The 16491-nt window shown below is 38.3% G+C and carries 16 protein-coding genes; 13 read left to right on the top strand and 3 right to left on the bottom strand.

The genetic code is table 11. From position 1 onward, the window contains the following. Positions 1-37: 37 nt before the first annotated feature. Together PEPE_RS08425 and PEPE_RS08420 are read left to right on the top strand one after the other, a co-directional pair. Entirely contained in the window at positions 38-1090 is a 1053-nt protein-coding gene (locus tag PEPE_RS08425; RefSeq protein ID WP_148194168.1) for a sensor histidine kinase, read from the top strand. Between the two features lie 2 nt (positions 1091-1092). Beyond that, positions 1093-1701: a response regulator transcription factor gene (locus tag PEPE_RS08420; RefSeq protein WP_041526976.1), complete on the top strand. Its 609-nt coding sequence runs from the start codon at positions 1093-1095 to the stop codon at positions 1699-1701. A 71-nt stretch (positions 1702-1772) separates the two neighbouring features. Here the strand turns inward: PEPE_RS08420 and rlmD are convergent, their stop codons facing one another. Next, positions 1773-3248 carry a 23S rRNA (uracil(1939)-C(5))-methyltransferase RlmD gene (gene rlmD / locus PEPE_RS08415; RefSeq protein WP_011673839.1) on the bottom strand — a complete coding sequence of 492 codons (1476 nt, stop codon included), beginning with the start codon at positions 3246-3248 and terminating at the stop codon, positions 1773-1775. Between the two features lie 127 nt (positions 3249-3375). On the opposite strand from rlmD, the gene PEPE_RS08410 reads away from it, so the two are divergent. Further along, on the top strand, positions 3376-4593 hold the full coding sequence (locus PEPE_RS08410; RefSeq protein WP_011673838.1) for a multidrug effflux MFS transporter: 1218 nt from the start codon (positions 3376-3378) through the stop codon (positions 4591-4593). 75 nt (positions 4594-4668) lie between these two features. Further along, positions 4669-5196, top strand: coding sequence for a MerR family transcriptional regulator (locus tag PEPE_RS08405; RefSeq protein ID WP_002834130.1), 528 nt, complete (start codon positions 4669-4671; stop codon positions 5194-5196). Positions 5197-5239: 43 nt separating this feature from the next. Here PEPE_RS08405 and PEPE_RS08400 read toward each other — a convergent pair whose 3' ends face one another. Then, a complete protein-coding gene (locus PEPE_RS08400; protein ID WP_011673837.1) occupies positions 5240-5749 on the bottom strand; it encodes a C40 family peptidase in 510 nt (169 codons plus the stop codon). Between the two features lie 109 nt (positions 5750-5858). On the opposite strand from PEPE_RS08400, the gene PEPE_RS08395 reads away from it, so the two are divergent. The 3 genes from PEPE_RS08395 (at position 5859) to rihC (ending at position 10675) form a co-directional block, all read left to right on the top strand. Further along, a complete protein-coding gene (locus tag PEPE_RS08395) occupies positions 5859-8210 on the top strand; it encodes an ATP-dependent DNA helicase (protein ID WP_011673836.1) in 2352 nt (783 codons plus the stop codon). 163 nt (positions 8211-8373) lie between these two features. Further along, positions 8374-9642 carry a NupC/NupG family nucleoside CNT transporter gene (locus tag PEPE_RS08390; RefSeq protein WP_002834127.1) on the top strand — a complete coding sequence of 423 codons (1269 nt, stop codon included), beginning with the start codon at positions 8374-8376 and terminating at the stop codon, positions 9640-9642. A 118-nt stretch (positions 9643-9760) separates the two neighbouring features. Next, a complete protein-coding gene (gene rihC / locus PEPE_RS08385) occupies positions 9761-10675 on the top strand; it encodes a ribonucleoside hydrolase RihC (protein WP_002834126.1) in 915 nt (304 codons plus the stop codon). 69 nt (positions 10676-10744) lie between these two features. Here the strand turns inward: rihC and PEPE_RS08380 are convergent, their stop codons facing one another. Further along, positions 10745-11218: a GNAT family N-acetyltransferase gene (locus tag PEPE_RS08380; protein ID WP_011673835.1), complete on the bottom strand. Its 474-nt coding sequence runs from the start codon at positions 11216-11218 to the stop codon at positions 10745-10747. A 133-nt stretch (positions 11219-11351) separates the two neighbouring features. On the opposite strand from PEPE_RS08380, the gene rsmG reads away from it, so the two are divergent. The 6 genes from rsmG to guaB all read left to right on the top strand — a co-directional run bounded on the left by rsmG (position 11352) and on the right by guaB (position 16366). Beyond that, positions 11352-12083, top strand: a complete 732-nt coding sequence (gene rsmG, locus PEPE_RS08375; protein WP_011673834.1) for a 16S rRNA (guanine(527)-N(7))-methyltransferase RsmG — start codon at positions 11352-11354, stop codon at positions 12081-12083. 12 nt (positions 12084-12095) lie between these two features. Then, complete coding sequence (locus PEPE_RS08370) at positions 12096-12947, top strand: ParB/RepB/Spo0J family partition protein (RefSeq protein ID WP_011673833.1); 852 nt, start codon at positions 12096-12098, stop codon at positions 12945-12947. A gap of 13 nt (positions 12948-12960) precedes the next feature. After that, the gene (locus PEPE_RS08365; protein ID WP_002834122.1) at positions 12961-13146 is read left to right on the top strand and encodes a DUF951 domain-containing protein; all 186 of its coding nucleotides are present in this window, start codon (positions 12961-12963) and stop codon (positions 13144-13146) included. 216 nt (positions 13147-13362) lie between these two features. Further along, positions 13363-14469, top strand: a complete 1107-nt coding sequence (ychF, locus tag PEPE_RS08360) for a redox-regulated ATPase YchF (protein WP_002834120.1) — start codon at positions 13363-13365, stop codon at positions 14467-14469. Positions 14470-14497: 28 nt separating this feature from the next. Then, a complete protein-coding gene (locus tag PEPE_RS09185; protein WP_011673832.1) occupies positions 14498-15202 on the top strand; it encodes a DUF1129 domain-containing protein in 705 nt (234 codons plus the stop codon). Positions 15203-15223: 21 nt separating this feature from the next. Continuing rightward, complete coding sequence (gene guaB / locus PEPE_RS09180; protein WP_011673831.1) at positions 15224-16366, top strand: IMP dehydrogenase; 1143 nt, start codon at positions 15224-15226, stop codon at positions 16364-16366. The last annotated feature ends 125 nt before the right edge of the window (positions 16367-16491 follow it).

Genomic DNA, 16491 nt, shown 5'->3' with positions numbered 1-16491 from the left:
AAATGTGAAATGGGAATATTATATCTGGTTATTATATATGCCATATAATATTTCGTTTTATTTACCAATTAAATCGGCAACGGATGCTTTTTGGATAGTTATGTGTCTAGGGTTTTTAGCAGATTATATTTGGGCAGCCGAAAAACCAGAATGGCAAAAAGTTTCCATTCCATTAGAAATCTTAATCACGGGAATTTTTACCATTTTTAATTTTAATTTCTATATGATGGTTTTTACAGCTTGGCAAGTAGCATTTTTGATTGTGGGGAGACCTAAAAAATATGTTATGGCTTTTTTGGGGGCGTATTACACTATTTTAATTATCGGGCTAGTAGAAGTTATCGAATTATTTCCTACGCAAATTACTACTAATACTAGTGGGGGAATATTTGGAAATATTATGGGTCTGGCGTTTCCAATTATTTCACCAATCATGTCATATGCTTTTGCAGTTTCGATTCGCTACCGTCGAAAAATGCGTCAAGATAACCGACGCTTAGAAACCATTGTTCGTCGGGGTGAACGGGAACGAATTGCTCGGGACTTACATGATACTTTAGGACAAAGCTTTTCGATGATTACGGTTAAAACAGAATTAGCTAAGAAATTGTTAGAAAAAGGTTCGGATCAAGTGGGACGTGAACTAGAAGATATTGCGACTACAAGTCGAGCAAATTTGCAGCTTGTCCGTCAAATCGTTAACGATTTACATCAACAATCATTAAGTGAAGCTTTATTTATCCAGAGTAAGAATCTGACGGATGCTAATATTTTTATGATGACTGAAGGTGAAAACGAAGCTATAAATTGGCCAACTGAAGTTCAAAATGAATTTGCAGCTGTAATTATTGAAGCAATCACAAACATTATTCGTCATGCCCAAGCCCGTACAGTTCAGATCCGATTTATGCATGCTGAGGGTCGCTATCGAATTGAAGTGCAAGATGATGGACATGCGCAAACTTTTATTCGACAGGGTTCTAATGGGATTTCCGGTATGCAAGCAAGGATGCGCGCTAAACATGGTGAATTTGATATTCAACAAAATAAAATAGGAACGCAAGTTTCCTTTAACTTACCAGAGGAGTAACGATGATAACTTTATATCTCGCAGAAGACCAAAGCATGTTAAATACTGCATTAAGTCAGCTATTAAATTTAGAAGATAATTTAGAAGTTTTAGGATCGGCAACCAATGGAAAACACGCATTAGCAGAAATCCAACGACTCCAACCAAATGTGGCAATTTTAGATATTGAAATGCCCATGATGTCGGGACTAGAAGTTGCAGAAGTTTTACATGACAAGCAACTTGCTACTAAAGTAATTATTTTAACTACATTTGCTCAAAAGACTTATTTTGAAAAAGCAGTTGAAGTAGAAGTAGCTGGATATTTATTAAAAGATAGTCCAAGTGATGATTTGATTGAAACTATCAATAAAGTGATGATGGGACGCACAGTGTATGACCCAGAATTAGTAGTCACAGCCTTATCATCAAATAAAAATCCTTTATCCGAGCGTGAAATGTCAGTTTTAAAGGCTGCAGTTAGTGGGGATGCAACTAAAGTAATGGCTCAAAAACTGTTTTTATCTGAGGGAACGGTCCGTAATTATTTATCAGCAATTTTTAGTAAGTTAGGGGTTCATAACCGACTTGAAGCCATTGAAGTTGCTAAGAAAAATAAATGGATAAATTAAAAAAGTTGCGACAAAAGGTAGTTTGAGTTCTCATAGCTATACGCTTAAACTCAGCCTTTTGTCACAACTTTTTATTTACGTTTTAACTTAACTACTGCTTCCACACGAGCTGTTTGAGGGAACATATCGATAGATTGAATGTATTCGACATCGTATTTTTCAACGATACGAACTAAATCACGAGCTAAAGTGGAGGGATTACATGAAACATATGTGAAATGTTCAGGTGCAGATTCCAAAATTGCGGTGATTAATTTATTATCTAAACCAACGCGAGGTGGATCGACCACAATTGAGTTCGGTTTAAAACCGGCATGTAGCCATTTTGGAAGAACTTTCTCAGCTGTACCAAATTCATAGTGAGCGTTTTCGATGCCATTAATTTTTGCATTTTCATTAGCATCTTCAATCGCTGATTCAATGTTATCCATTCCACGGACTTCCTTAGCTTGAGCAGCAAGTGAAAGTCCAATGGTTCCAACTCCAGAGTAAGCATCAACAAGATTGTCATCAGGAGACAACTCGAGGGCTTTACGAGTTTCAGCATAAAGTACAGAAGTTTGCTTAGGATTAAGTTGGAAGAAGGCGCGTGCGGATAGGTTGAATGATAGACCATCCAATTCTTCTCGAATGGTATCCTTACCACGCAGGTTTAAAGTCTTATCACCCCAGATTAATGATTCGCGACTAGGGTTAAGATTTTGCATGAAGGAAACAATTTCAGGGAATTGAGCTGCTAATTCATCAATAATTTCGTCTACATGTTCTAATTCTGGCGTATTAGTAATAAAGACTACTTGCGTTTCTTTAGTTGCGTCAGCAACACGTACTACGATCGTTTTTAGGCTTCCCGTATGAGTTTGTTCATCATAGATGCTTACGTTGTATTTTTCGAATAATTCAACCGCAATTCGAATGATTTCCATCGTTAAAGGGTGTTGAACGCTACAAGTTGGTAAATCTACTAGATCATGAGTACCTTCCTTATAGAGTCCAGCCGCTACCTTACCATCTAAACGACGGACTTGGAATTGAGCCTTATTACGATATTCAAGGGGTTTTTCCATTCCGATGGTTGGTAGAAGTTCGAAACGTTTGTAGCCTTCGGGTCTGAATTTAGTTAGTGATTGTCGAATAACATCACGCTTAAATTCAAGTTGAGCAGGATAGGCTAAATGTTCAAGTTCGAATCCACCGACTTCTCCAGCATATGCGTCAATGGGTTTTACCCGATCGGGACTGATTTTTTTGATTTTACTTACTTCACCATTGATAAAACGGGGATGAACATCGGTAATGGATGCTACGACCTTTTCACCAGGAAGCGCACCTTTGATGAAACAGATAGTACGCTGGTAGTAACCAATTCCTTCACCGTTTATACCCAAACGTTTAATTTTAAGTGGAATTTCGTCACCAATCTTGATGTCAGAAGATTTACGGGGATTATTGTAAAAATTCTTCCGACGGTCTTGTTTTTGACGGTCACTAGGTTTTTTACCGAATTTTTTTTTGCCTTGATAGTTTGTTTTTTCTTTGTTATTCATGATTACCTCGATTTTATGTGTCAACTAACAATTCTAACATATTAAGGATACCAAAATTTGATGTGTGATTTTGAACTAATTTTCGTTACACTTGAATTTGAAGTTTTAAAAAAGGAGATCTGAGGTTATGAATGAAAAGATATCAACTGTAAGAAAATGGTGGCTTGTATTTTTTATGGGAGTTGTTAGTGCGACAGGTCCTTTATCAATGGATATGTATTTGCCGGGTCTACCTGAAATGCAACGAGCTTTTCACTCATCAGCTTCTACCTTACAATTGAGCATCACATTTTGTTTGATCGGGTTAGCGGTTGGACAGTTAATTGTAGGCCCTATTAGTGATCGGATTGGACGACGAGTTCCATTAGTAGTCGGATTTGGATTATATGCGGTGACCTCATTGATGCTAATTTTTACTACCAATATCTATCTGTTTATTGGAATTCGCTTAATTCAAGGGCTAGCGGGCTCAACCGGGCAAGTGCTCTCAAGAGCGGTGGCACGTGATTTGTTTAATGGACATGAATTAACTAAATTTTATGCAATGTTAATGGCGGTAAATGGTGCTTTTCCAATTATTGCGCCAATTATTGGAGGAGCATTACTTTCTATTGTCCAATGGCAAGGGATTTTTGTACTATTATTTGTGATCGGAATTTTAGTGATGGTGGGGGTATTATGTACCTTACCCGAAACGTTGAAGGTAACCAACAATGAAGTCTTGACGCTTGGTCAAACTTTCAAAGGGTTGGGAGCAATGTTTGGTAAACGACAATTTATTTTAATCGCTTTAACGCAAGGGCTGATTTTTGGTGCATTATTTAGCTATATTTCTGCTTCTTCATTTGTATTTCAAACTTATTTCCACATGACAGTAGGGCAATTTAGTCTATTATATGCAATTAACGGACTGGGAATTATTCTTGGTAACAATCTTCCAGGCTACCTACCAGAGCAAATCAAGGATAGCGATATCTTAAATGGCGGGTTAATTGGTGGCATGTTTGCGGGAGTATTATTAGTTGGGAGCTTACTATTACGTCCAATGGCGATCTTAGTAATTATTCCCCTGTTTATTGTGGTCTTTTGCGTGGGAGTTGTTAATACGGTGGCAACATCCATGGCTATGAGTCTAGGTGGAAGAACAAATGCTGGAGCGGCTTCAGCCGTCTTAGGTTTATTAATGAATATTATTGGCGCTTTAGCTTCTCCATTAGCCGGAATAATGGGAACCCAGAGTTACGCTCCTTTAGCTTGGTTAATCTTTGGTTTTGAATTTTTAGGATTGATTTTATTTCAATTGACCCGTTTTGAGGCGAAAAGTAGCAATTATGTTGATAGGTAGGTTTCTATTTAACTGAAATCGTACTTCAATTGTTACAAATTATGTAGTAAAATTAAGTTCAAAGTGGGTGAAAAAATGGCAAAAGATATTATAGCAGATGAATATGTTACAGGTTCAGATGTTGTTGAAAAAATAGAACGAATTGGTAGTCTTGCCACCTTAGGTAATTGGGCTAAGGAAATGGAACGTAGCGGACATAAGTTTCAACATGATGGCCGTGGACGTCGTATTTATTCTGAAGAGGATATGGAAATTCTTGCTAAGATGAACGAACTACTTGGTGATCGTCATACGCTAAAGCAAGCTGTACAGGCAACGCTAGGGATGAATGACAACAGTAGTAAAGATGGCGAAGATACCGATGAAGTTACAGGATCAGAAAACACACCAGCTGTTATCGATGAATCCATGAAACGCTTTATTGCTTCGCAAAGCAAGGATATGGCTGATCTTAAGGAACTTTTGACGAAAGTCTTAGAACAGAATCAAAGTTACCATGAAGAAAACGTCAAATTGGAACAAAAAATTGACGAATTAGCCGAAAAGAACCAAAAAATTCTTGATCAACCTAAACAAGGTTGGTGGAAGCGTCATTTTGGTTAATAAAAAAGAATTCCAGCTGGAATTCTTTTTTTTATTTATTCAATTACCCTCGCCACCAAGGAACTAGATAACATTCACGAATAACGCCCCGATTTTGAGCATCTACCATCATGTTTTGACCTTCAACAATGATGCCAACGTGATCAATGGATTGCCCATGATTATAAGAAAAGAAAATTAAATCTCCAGGACGGACTTGATCATGGCTAACATGGCGAAATTGGTTAAATTGTTGTTCGGCGGTACGATTTAAATTAAGATTTAGAGCTTTTTTAAAGGTGTATTGAGTTAAGCCCGAACAATCGAAGGCTGTGGGTCCAGTAGCTCCCCAAAGGTAAGGCTGACCCATATGTTGTGATAATACCGTCTGAATTGCAGTAAAAGAATTAGATGAAGCAGAAGAGGGCTGGGACGATGGGTGGTGAACTTCAGCTGAAGGTGAATCTGAAAGTGGAGCTACTTGTGGTGAAAAACCATGGGCTGAAACACTATGAATGCTGAAAGTTAATCCCATTAAAACGGTCATACTGGATAGAAGTAATTTGGTATGCATAAAAATCCTCCTAGATTTTGATTACATACCATAAATACGTTTTTAAAATAGAAATTCTAGAAAAGGTTTTATGGGATAATGAAAAAGTTAAGAAATAGAGGTGAGTTGAATGAGCGTAACTAAGATAGGAATTCGACAACTAGTTGAATTTATTTTGCGTACGGGTGACTTGAACGCGACGATGAATAGTCAAAATACTGCATTAGAGGGTGCCCGCATCCATCGTAAATTGCAAAAGCAACGTGATGAAAATTACGAAAAAGAATACTACGTTAAACGAGCCGTTGAAATGGATGGGGAAACTTTTACAATTGAAGGTCGTGCGGATGGAGTAGTTATTGACGATGACTTGTTTATCGAAGAGATTAAAACTTCGGATCCTACTTTTGAAGAGTTAAGTGAGAACACTAAGACATTGTATTGGAGCCAAGCAAAAGTTTACGGAGCGATTTTGACGCAAGACCTAGACTTCGAAAAAGTGACCATTCAACTGACTTATTATCAACGTCCAACCGACGAAGTGATTGAAAAAAGACAAACATTTACCCGAACAGAACTGACCGAATTTTTTGATGATTTGGTTAGACAATACGAAAAGTGGATTAAGCTACGCAATGATTGGCGTACTGAACGTAACCAAGCAGCGCGCAAATTAGAATTTCCATTTCCAGAGTATCGAAATGGACAACGAGACCTAGCAGTTGCAGTTTACAAAACTATTTTAACTAAACAACGCCTCTTCGTAGAAGCTCCGACCGGAACGGGAAAAACAGTTTCAACGATGTTTCCGACCATTAAAGCCCTGGGTGAGGAAGTTATTGAACGGATTTTCTATTTGACGGCTAAGCAAAGTACTCAGCACGTCGCCGAAGAAGCTATCGAATTGATGGCTAATCAAGGATTGAGAATTAAATCCATTACAATTACAGCTAAAGATCGAATTATATTTCCTGAAGAAGTGGATATGAAACCAGAAGAAAATCCATACATGATTGGGTATTATGATCGAGTAAAGGATGGGATAGAGGACGCCTTAGAAAATGAAGACAAGTTCGACAAAGCTGTTATTCAAACGTATGCGAAGAAGTATATGTTAGATCCTTTCGAATTTTCATTAGATTTATCTTTATTTTGTGACTTAATTATTGGAGATTACAACTATTTGTTTGATCCCATGGTGTATCTCCAGCGCTTTTTTACAATCGAAGACCAAAGTAATTTCTTTTTAATTGATGAGGCTCATAATTTGGTGTCGCGTTCTAGAGCAATGTATTCAGCGGTGGTAGAGCAGGCTTTGGTAATTCAAGCACAAGAACTTTTTGAAGCCTCAACTACGGATGTGGACTCAAAACAAGTTAAACGTAGATTGACCCAATTAGATAATGAATTTGAATTGATTCATCAAGCATTTAAAAATCAAACAAAAGATTACATGGTGGAATATAATCCACTAGACGGGCTGGAAAAAGCCATGTTGAACTTCAATGAAGTAGTCCGAGAATGGCTGCCTAAACAGCCTGATAACGATTTAACCAGTACCATTTTGGATTTGTTTTTTGCCAACAATAAATACATTAAGATCAGTGAATATTTTGATGAAAGTTATCGGATTTTAATTCAAAATCCCGAAGATAATATAAAAATCGAAGAACAGATTCTAGATCCCAGTCCCTATTTAGATGCTTCATTAAAAAAGGGACGCGGGGCGATTTTCTTTTCTGCTACGTTATCGCCCGTTGAATACTATCAAGAAACTTTGGGAAGTACGGAAGGCTTGATCTTACAGATGGCTTCACCATTCGAAGAAAAACAGCAAAATCTTTTAATTACTAGTTATATTGATACTAGATATGCGGCGCGCCAAAGAAATTTACCTAACATCATCGCTTCAATCGCAACTCTGGTGGAAGCCAAGACGGGGAACTACTTAATTTTTGGACCATCCTATGCCTATTTAAATCAAATTGCGGATGCATTTCAGGAAATGCATCCTGAAATTGAAGTTCAACTGCAAACTAGCCAGATGAGTATGGAAGAGCGGACAGCATTTTTAGATGCTTTTCGGACCGAAAAATCGGGAACATTAGTTGGTTTTGCGGTGTTAGGCGGACTCTTTTCAGAAGGAATTGATTTAATTAACGAGCAACTAATTGGTGTAGGGATTGTAAGTGTAGGATTACCGGGCTTGAGTACAGAAAGAAATTTGCTGAAAGAATATTTTGACGAAAAAAATGGCCATGGATTTGAGTACGCATATCAATTACCTGGAATGAACCACGTTCTTCAATCAGCGGGGAGATTAATTCGAACTCGACGAGATCGAGGTAATATTTTGTTAATGGATCAAAGATTTGTCACATCTCGCTATTTAAATTTATTTCCCGGACATTGGAAAAACTACCAAAAAGTAACTTCTGTAAGCGATTTACAAAAAGCAGTCAAAGCGTTCTGGAAACTGTAGGTAAATCGTTTTAACATATTTTGGACCGCACCACAAGATGTAGTGGATGATTTACGAAAACCTTTTAAAAATCTTTATATTTTGTATTTACAGACTAATATTTAGTAGTTATTATTATTACAACGTCTGTTACATAATTTGGATCATAGAGGGAGATTTCGGCATGTTTTTAGCAATAAATATTATTGGTATTATTGTATTTCTAGGCGTCGCTGTTCTATTTTCAAAAGACCGTAAACATATCAACTGGGCGTCGGTTGGTATTATGGTAGTGATCAACATTCTGTTAGCTTGGTTCTTAGTTAACTCGTCTGTTGGTATTAACGGGGTTAAAGCCGCTGCTGATGGCTTTAAAGCTTTGGTTGATGTTTCTTATAAAGGTATTGAATTTGCGTTGCCTGATTGGGTACACGTTAAATCAATGAACTTTGTTACAAGTGCATTGCTCCCAATTTTGATGATTGTTCCATTGTTTGATATTTTAACTTACATTGGTATCCTTCCATGGATTATCAAGTGGGTTGGTAAGGGTCTATCATTCATTACCCGTCAACCTAAGTTTGAATCATTCTTCGCTGTAGAAATGATGTTTTTAGGTAACACTGAAGCTCTTGCTGTTTCAGGTTTACAACTTCGTAACATGAAGTCACAACGTTTGGTTACAATTGCCATGATGTCAATGAGTTGTGTTACTGCATCAATTTTAGGTTCATACTTACTTATGATGCCGGGTCAATATATCATCGCTGCTGTTCCAATTAACATTGTTAATTCAATTATTGTTACAACAGTTTTGAATCCAGTTACTGTAACACCAGAAGAAGATACAATTGCTAAGATTGGCGGAAGTGCCTCTGGCGAAAGTACAGATACCATCGAATCTGGTTCTGAAGGGGTTGCTGAAGAAACAGTTAGCAAGAAGCCTGAACGCGAACCATTTTTCTCATTCTTGGGCGACTCAATTTTGGGCGCTGGTCGTTTGATCTTAATTATCACAGCTAACGTAATTGCCTTTGTTGCTTTGGCTGCTTTGATTGATGCTTTACTAGGTAAGATTAACCCAGTTCTTTCTCTAGAAAACATTCTTGGTTGTGTAATGTTCCCATTTGCATGGTTATTAGGTTTCGACCCTAGTCATGCTTTCCAAATGGCTCAATATATGGGTACCAAGTTAGTTACCAATGAATTTGTAGTTATGGGTGATGTAACTGGTAAGATGAAAGATTTCGCACCTCATTTTGCTGCAACATTGACCGTCTTCTTAACTTCATTTGCTAACTTCTCAACCACAGGGATGATCATCGGTGCTTTCAAGGGTCTTGTCGATCGTGAAAGAAATGATGCAATTTCTAAGAATGTTGGTTACATGCTTCTTTCCGGTATTTTAGTTTCATTACTATCAGCTGGATTTGTAGGCGTGTTCGTCTGGTAACTTTTTTAACAGTTAATTATTAATTAATTTAAATAGATAGTGAAAAAGAATGGACGTAACGTGCATTCTTTTTTAGAATGGTAATGAGGACGCTTTCATAAAAGCTGGAGGTAAGAAAATGACAACAAAAATTATTATGGATACAGATCCAGGAATTGATGATGCAGCTGCGATTTCCGTGGCCATCAATAATCCTGAAATCGAATTAGAATTAATTACGACGGTGGCTGGGAATGTTACGGTTGATAAAACTACTAAGAACGCGATGAAGTTAGTAAAATTCTTCAACGCTGATATTCCGGTTGCTGGTGGGGCAGAACAACCTTTGATTAAACCATTTGAAGATGCTGCTCGAGTTCACGGCGAATCCGGGATGCCTGGTTACGATTTTGGTGCAGAACCCACTAACATTCCAGTTAACAATGCAGTGGATGTTTTATATCACACTATTATGGCTAACGATGAACCGATCGTTTTGGTACCCACGGGATCGTATACTAACATTGCAGTACTACTTACTGAACATCCCGATGTAAAAACCAAGATCGAAAAAATTGTGGCCATGGGTGGCGCAATTGGCATGGGAAATATGACAAGCGCTGCAGAATTCAACGTCTTTACTGATCCCCACGCTGCTGAAATTTTATATAAGAGTGGCATTCCAGTAGTAATGGTTGGCCTAGATGTAACGATGAAAGCTCTTCTAACACAATCTACGTTAGACACAGTAAAATCCTTAGGTAAAGCTGGAGAAATGCTGGGAGCCATTTTTAACCACTATTACGAGGGAAATGAAGGTGGTATCCCAATGCATGATGTTAATACGTTGGCATACTTACTAAAACCCGAAATGTATAAGACCATCCCATATTGGATTGACGTAGTTACTGAAGGACCGGCGAATGGTGAAACCGTTGCAGATATCCGAGGTGCTTATCACGATGGAAAGACCAACGCTGAAGTGTGTGTTGATATTGATGCCGACGCCTTCAATGCCTGGTTTATTGAAGAAGTTAAAAAGATGAATGCTTAATTTAAATGAATAAAAGTCCCATGATGATTAAAGCTTAGTTTTTCCTAAGCCAATCATCATGGGATTTTTTTAAACCTTTAAGGCTCGTTTTAACAAGATTGCGTCGCGTAATAGCATTTTATTTTCGTAAATATCATTTGGATAAATTTCTGGATTTTTAAAATAATCGGTTAAAATTTCAGAACAGCGGAAGCCTAATTTTTGGTATAGATAAAGTTGCTTAAAACTAGTTGTTCCAGTTTTAATCGTTAAAGCTGTAAAATCAGGGTCTTCGTTAAAATAATCTACCACAAATTGAATTAAGCGACTCCCAAGGTATTGGTCTTGGAATTCAGGTTTGACGGCCACGTTCATAATTTCAGCGGTTAGCGGTTCGGTAGGCATGACAACAATTATTCCCACGGGCTGGTGCTGGTCGGTCAATTCGAACGCGGTACTTCGAGATAAATAGGTGGCAATGCTTCTAAGGGAGGGGTCGGCATCTAATAGTAATTTGTAGTGTTCGGGTCTATAAGCATTGATTTTTTGGATAACTAAAGTCAAAACTAAATCCTCCTGCTAGTTAATACGACCAACTTTAGACTACAAATGTGTTCACAATATTGCTAAATCTTTACTAATTAGTTAAAGTGGAAATAAGATATGAAACAATTAATGTTTCACAAGGAGAACAGACATGACCCCAGAAGAATTTAAAAAGGCTTTAGAAGATAAGGGATATCAAATTAGTGACCATCAAATGGCCCAGTTTGCTACCTACTACAAAATGTTAGTTGAAACCAATGAACATGTTAATTTAACGGCAATTACTGAAGAAAATGAAGTGTACCTCAAGCATTTTTATGATTCAGTCACCCCCCTATTAGAGGCGCCTGAATATTTTAAATCAGGAGCTGAACTATGTGATGTAGGAGCAGGGGCGGGATTTCCTTCTTTACCGATGAAGATTCTTTTCCCATCACTAAAAGTCACGATTGTTGATTCATTGAATAAACGAATCACTTTTTTGAAAACGTTGGTGGACCAATTAGAATTAACCGATGTGACTTTGGTACATGACCGAGCAGAAACTTTTGGTGCTAAAAAGTCCGTTTATCGTGAAAAATTTGAAATTGTAACGGCTCGGGCCGTAGCACGTTTGAGTGTCTTGAGTGAGTTGTGTATCCCGTTGGTTAAACAAAACGGATTTTTTATTGCCTTAAAAGCGGCCAATACTGAACAAGAACTTTCAGATGGGAAAATGGCCATTGCCATTTTAGGCGGTAAGCTAATCGTGGACAAGGATTTTGCGCTACCTGCGACTGGTGACGAACGCCATTTAGTAGTGGTAGAAAAGAAAAAGCAAACACCAAATAAGTATCCACGTAAACCTGGAACACCAGGTAAAGATCCAATTGGCAAGAAATAGAAGGTTATCATGATGGGTAAGAAAGTATTAAATGAACAATTGAACACACAAAATGACGCAACATATCAGATGATCGATATTACTAAGATTTATCCTAATCCATTTCAACCGCGGCATATCTTTGATAAAGATCGACTTGAAGAATTGGCTAAATCGATAAAAAAATCTGGTATCTATCAACCTTTGATTCTACGTCAACCAATTGCTGCATTAGAACGTTATGAAATTATTGCTGGCGAGCGACGCTACCGGGCGAGTATGTTAGCCGGTTTAGAACAGATTCCAGCAATTATTCGGAACTTTTCTGATGAAGCCACTATGGAAGCAGCAATTATTGAAAATTTACAACGGGAGGATCTTAGTCCGCTAGAAGAAGCAGAAGCTTACCAAGCAATGATTAAAGAGTTAAATTTAACTCAAGCGCAGGTTTCGGAACGATTAGGTAAGAGTCGGCCTTATATTGCTAATTATTTACGTTTATTAGGACTGCCAACGGGCGTTAAATTGATGCTCCAAGAAGGACGAATTTCAATGGGACAAGCACGAACGTTGTTGGCGATTAAGCAACCTCAGGCTTTGGAGAAACTTGCCCAACGGACGGTTGAAGAGGGATTAACGGTTCGTCAATTAGAAGAAATCGTAACTAAATTTAATTTAGATAAAGATCGAGAAGCAGCTCAAAAACAAAAACGAAAGAACAAATCACCTTTTATCCGAGAACTTGAAAATCAATTGGGAGAACGCTTTGGGACGCGCGCACTGGTTGTAGCAAAATCAAAACAAAAAGGTAAAATTGAAATCAATTATGATTCAATTCAAGAACTTGATCGGATTTTGGATGTCTTGAATATTTCTTTAGACTAAGGAGGATTTAGTAATGGAATATGAATTACATGATATTGTTCAGATGAAGAAAAGTCATCCGTGTGGCTCTAATACTTGGGAAATCATCCGGGTAGGGATGGACATTAAGATTAAATGCGAGGGATGTGGCCACATCGTGATGTTGCCTCGTCGTGAATTTGAACGAAAATTGAAGAAGGTCGTTGAACACGCTGAATAAGTTGTAAGAGGGATTATGATAAGCCAATTTTAAGTTGCAAATCGTAGTGCCTCTTTTTTACTAACTAAAATCAAAAAATAGAACTGTAATATACGAGATTTCTTTATTGATGGTGATGAAAGCGCAACTTTGGCTCTGAACGGTCTGTTAACGACCCCTAATTTTTGATAATATATAGAGAAGAACACGCAGTTTTGAAAGGAAAGTGGAATTAAAATGGCATTAACAGCTGGTATTGTTGGACTTCCGAACGTCGGTAAGTCAACGTTATTTAACGCAATTACAAAGGCGGGAGCCGAAATGGCTAACTATCCGTTTGCTACAATCGATCCAAACGTCGGGATGGTAGAAGTACCAGATCAACGTTTAGATCGGATTCAAGAAATTATCCCTGCTAAAAAGATTGTGCACACAACCTTTGAATTTACCGATATTGCAGGGATTGTTAAGGGTGCAAGTAAGGGTGAAGGACTTGGAAATAAATTTCTTGAAAATATTCGCCAAGTGGATGCAATTGTTCACGTTGTTCGAGCCTTTGACGACGACAATATCACAACTGTTTCAGGTAAAGTTGACCCCATCGAAGATATCGAAACCATCAACTTGGAATTGAGTCTAGCTGACTTGGAAAGTGTCGAAAAACGTTTGACTAAGGTACAGCGTGCGGCTAAGGGACGCGATAAAGATGCAGTAGCAGAATTAGCGGTACTGGAAAAATTACATCCAGTTTTGGAAGCTGGTAAAGCAGCCCGTACAATCGATTTTGATGAATCAGAAATGCCTATTGTTAAAGGACTTTTCTTGCTAACTACTAAGCCCGTACTTTATGTGGCTAATATTGCAGAGGACGATATGGCCGATCCTGAAGCTTCCAAGTACTTCAAAGAAATTAAAGATTATGTTGCTCAAGAAGACCCTGATGCGCAAGTTTTGGGTATTTCAGCTGAAACTGAACAAGAAATCGCTGAATTAGAAGATGACGAAAAAGCGGAATTTCTTGAAGCAGAAGGAATTACTGAACCAGGCTTAAACCGTCTAATTCAAGCCTCATACAACCTTTTAGGTCTTCAAACCTTCTTCACGGCGGGTGGAAAAGAAACACGGGCATGGACGTTTAAGAAGGGAATGACGGCTCCTCAAACAGCTGGTGTAATTCATTCTGATTTTGAACGTGGATTTATTCGTGCTGAAACAGTTTCATTTGATGATTTAGACAAGTATGGCAGTATGCAAGGTGTTCGTGAAGCGGGACGTTTACGTCTTGAAGGTAAGGAATACCTTGTGCAAGATGGCGATATTATCGAATTCCGCTTTAATGTCTAATATAAATCAAACGAGGAGTAAATAGATTATGACTGAAGAACCACGTAATGAGGGCAAGCAAAGTAGTTCAGTTGCCCACCATGAAAATGAACCTAAAAAACAAGAATTAACTAAACGTAATGCAGATTTTATGTATCGTTTACGAAAAGAGCTTAAAGAAAGCAAGCTTAACGATGAACAACGTAGCGAAGCTTTGATTGATACTGAAACTCGGTTATTAGAAGCCCAAAAAACTGGTAAAACAGCTAAACAATTATTTGGTACCCCAACCCAACGATTAAATGAAATTGTAGAAGGGCCTAAGAAAGTTAAAATTGAAGCTCAAAATAACAATATGTGGATTAGAGCTTTAGATAATGGTTTAATTTTTGCCGCTCTGTTTGCTGCAATGTACGCAATCATGATGTTAATTGAACCCAAGACGATTACTAGCACACCAGGTCCTTCAGGATTGCTAGCAATTATTTTAACGTCAGCAGTCGGTGGGATTGGTATGGGTTATATCTACAAAGTCTTAGGATCTAGTAAAAAGCGCCCTTCCGTATGGAAACAAGCGGGAATCGTCGTAATTGCCGTAGTCCTTTGGATTATCTTCTATACTAGCTTTGGAATGCTACCACCTGTTATCAATCCGACCCTTCCATTCTACGGATATGCAATATTAGCGGTTGCAGCATTCGGCGGACGGTGGTATCTTAGACGAAAGTTTCATATCGTTGGTGGCATATTTTAGTTAAAGAAAAGGGAGAGAATGATGAGCAATTGGGATAACAAGTTTACAAAACAAGGTTTAACTTTTGATGATGTTTTATTAATTCCAGGCGAAAGCCATGTATTACCGAATGAGGCTGATGTTTCAACTCAATTAGCTGATAACATTAAGCTTAATATTCCGATTATTAGTGCAGGAATGGATACAGTTACTGAATCTGCAATGGGTATCTCAATGGCTCGTCAAGGTGGCTTGGGTGTCATTCATAAAAATATGAGTGCTGAACAACAAGCTTCCGAAGTTTCAATCGTAAAAAATGCGGATGTAAATCTGGAAGACAATCCGCATGCAGCTGTAGATGACCAAGGTCGTCTATTAGTAGCGGCTGCCGTAGGTGTAACTAGTGATACTTTTGAACGTGCTCAAGGTTTAATCGATGCTGGTGCTGACGCTATCGTAATTGATACAGCTCACGGACACTCAGCAGGAGTACTTCGTAAGGTAGCAGAAATTCGCGAACATTTTCCAAAGCAAACGTTGATTGCTGGAAACGTCGCAACTGCGGATGGAACAAGAGCATTGTTTGACGCTGGTGTTGATGTTGTGAAAGTTGGGATTGGACCTGGTTCAATTTGTACAACTCGGGTAGTTGCCGGAGTTGGGGTACCACAAATTACCGCTATCTATGATGCAGCTAATGTAGCTCGTGAATATGGCAAGAAGATTATTGCTGATGGGGGAATTAAGTTCTCTGGTGATATCGTTAAAGCCCTAGTTGCGGGTGGAGATGCAGTAATGCTTGGTAGCATGCTTTCTGGTACAGACGAAACTCCTGGTTCAATCATTGAAGATAATGGTAAGAAATACAAAGCCTATCGAGGAATGGGTTCGGTTGGGGCCATGGAAAAAGGTTCAGCTGATCGTTACTTCCAAGGTGGCGTAAATGAAGCCAATAAGCTGGTTCCAGAAGGAATTGAAGCGCGGGTACAATATAAGGGTTCAGTTGCCACAATCATCTTCCAAATGCTTGGTGGACTCCGTTCTGGAATGGGTTACGTGGGCGCAGCTACCATTGCTGAATTGGCTGAAAAAGCACAGTTCGTGCAAATTACGAACGCTGGTTTAGTGGAATCCCATCCACATGATGTTCAAATGACTAAAATTGCTCCTAACTACCATAAATAGTAAATAAATATTCAATTTGGTATTGAATAATTAAAAACTTTAAGAGTTAATGGTCAAGGATTCGTCCTTGGCTATTAACTTTTTTTATTTTACGATGATTACAGGTTAAAATCAGAAGGAGGGTG

This window comes from Pediococcus pentosaceus ATCC 25745 (assembly GCF_000014505.1).
GTDB classification, from domain to species: Bacteria; Bacillota; Bacilli; order Lactobacillales; family Lactobacillaceae; genus Pediococcus; species Pediococcus pentosaceus.
Note: the sequence above shows the minus strand (reverse complement) of the source record. Positions and strands in the feature narration are given on the sequence as shown.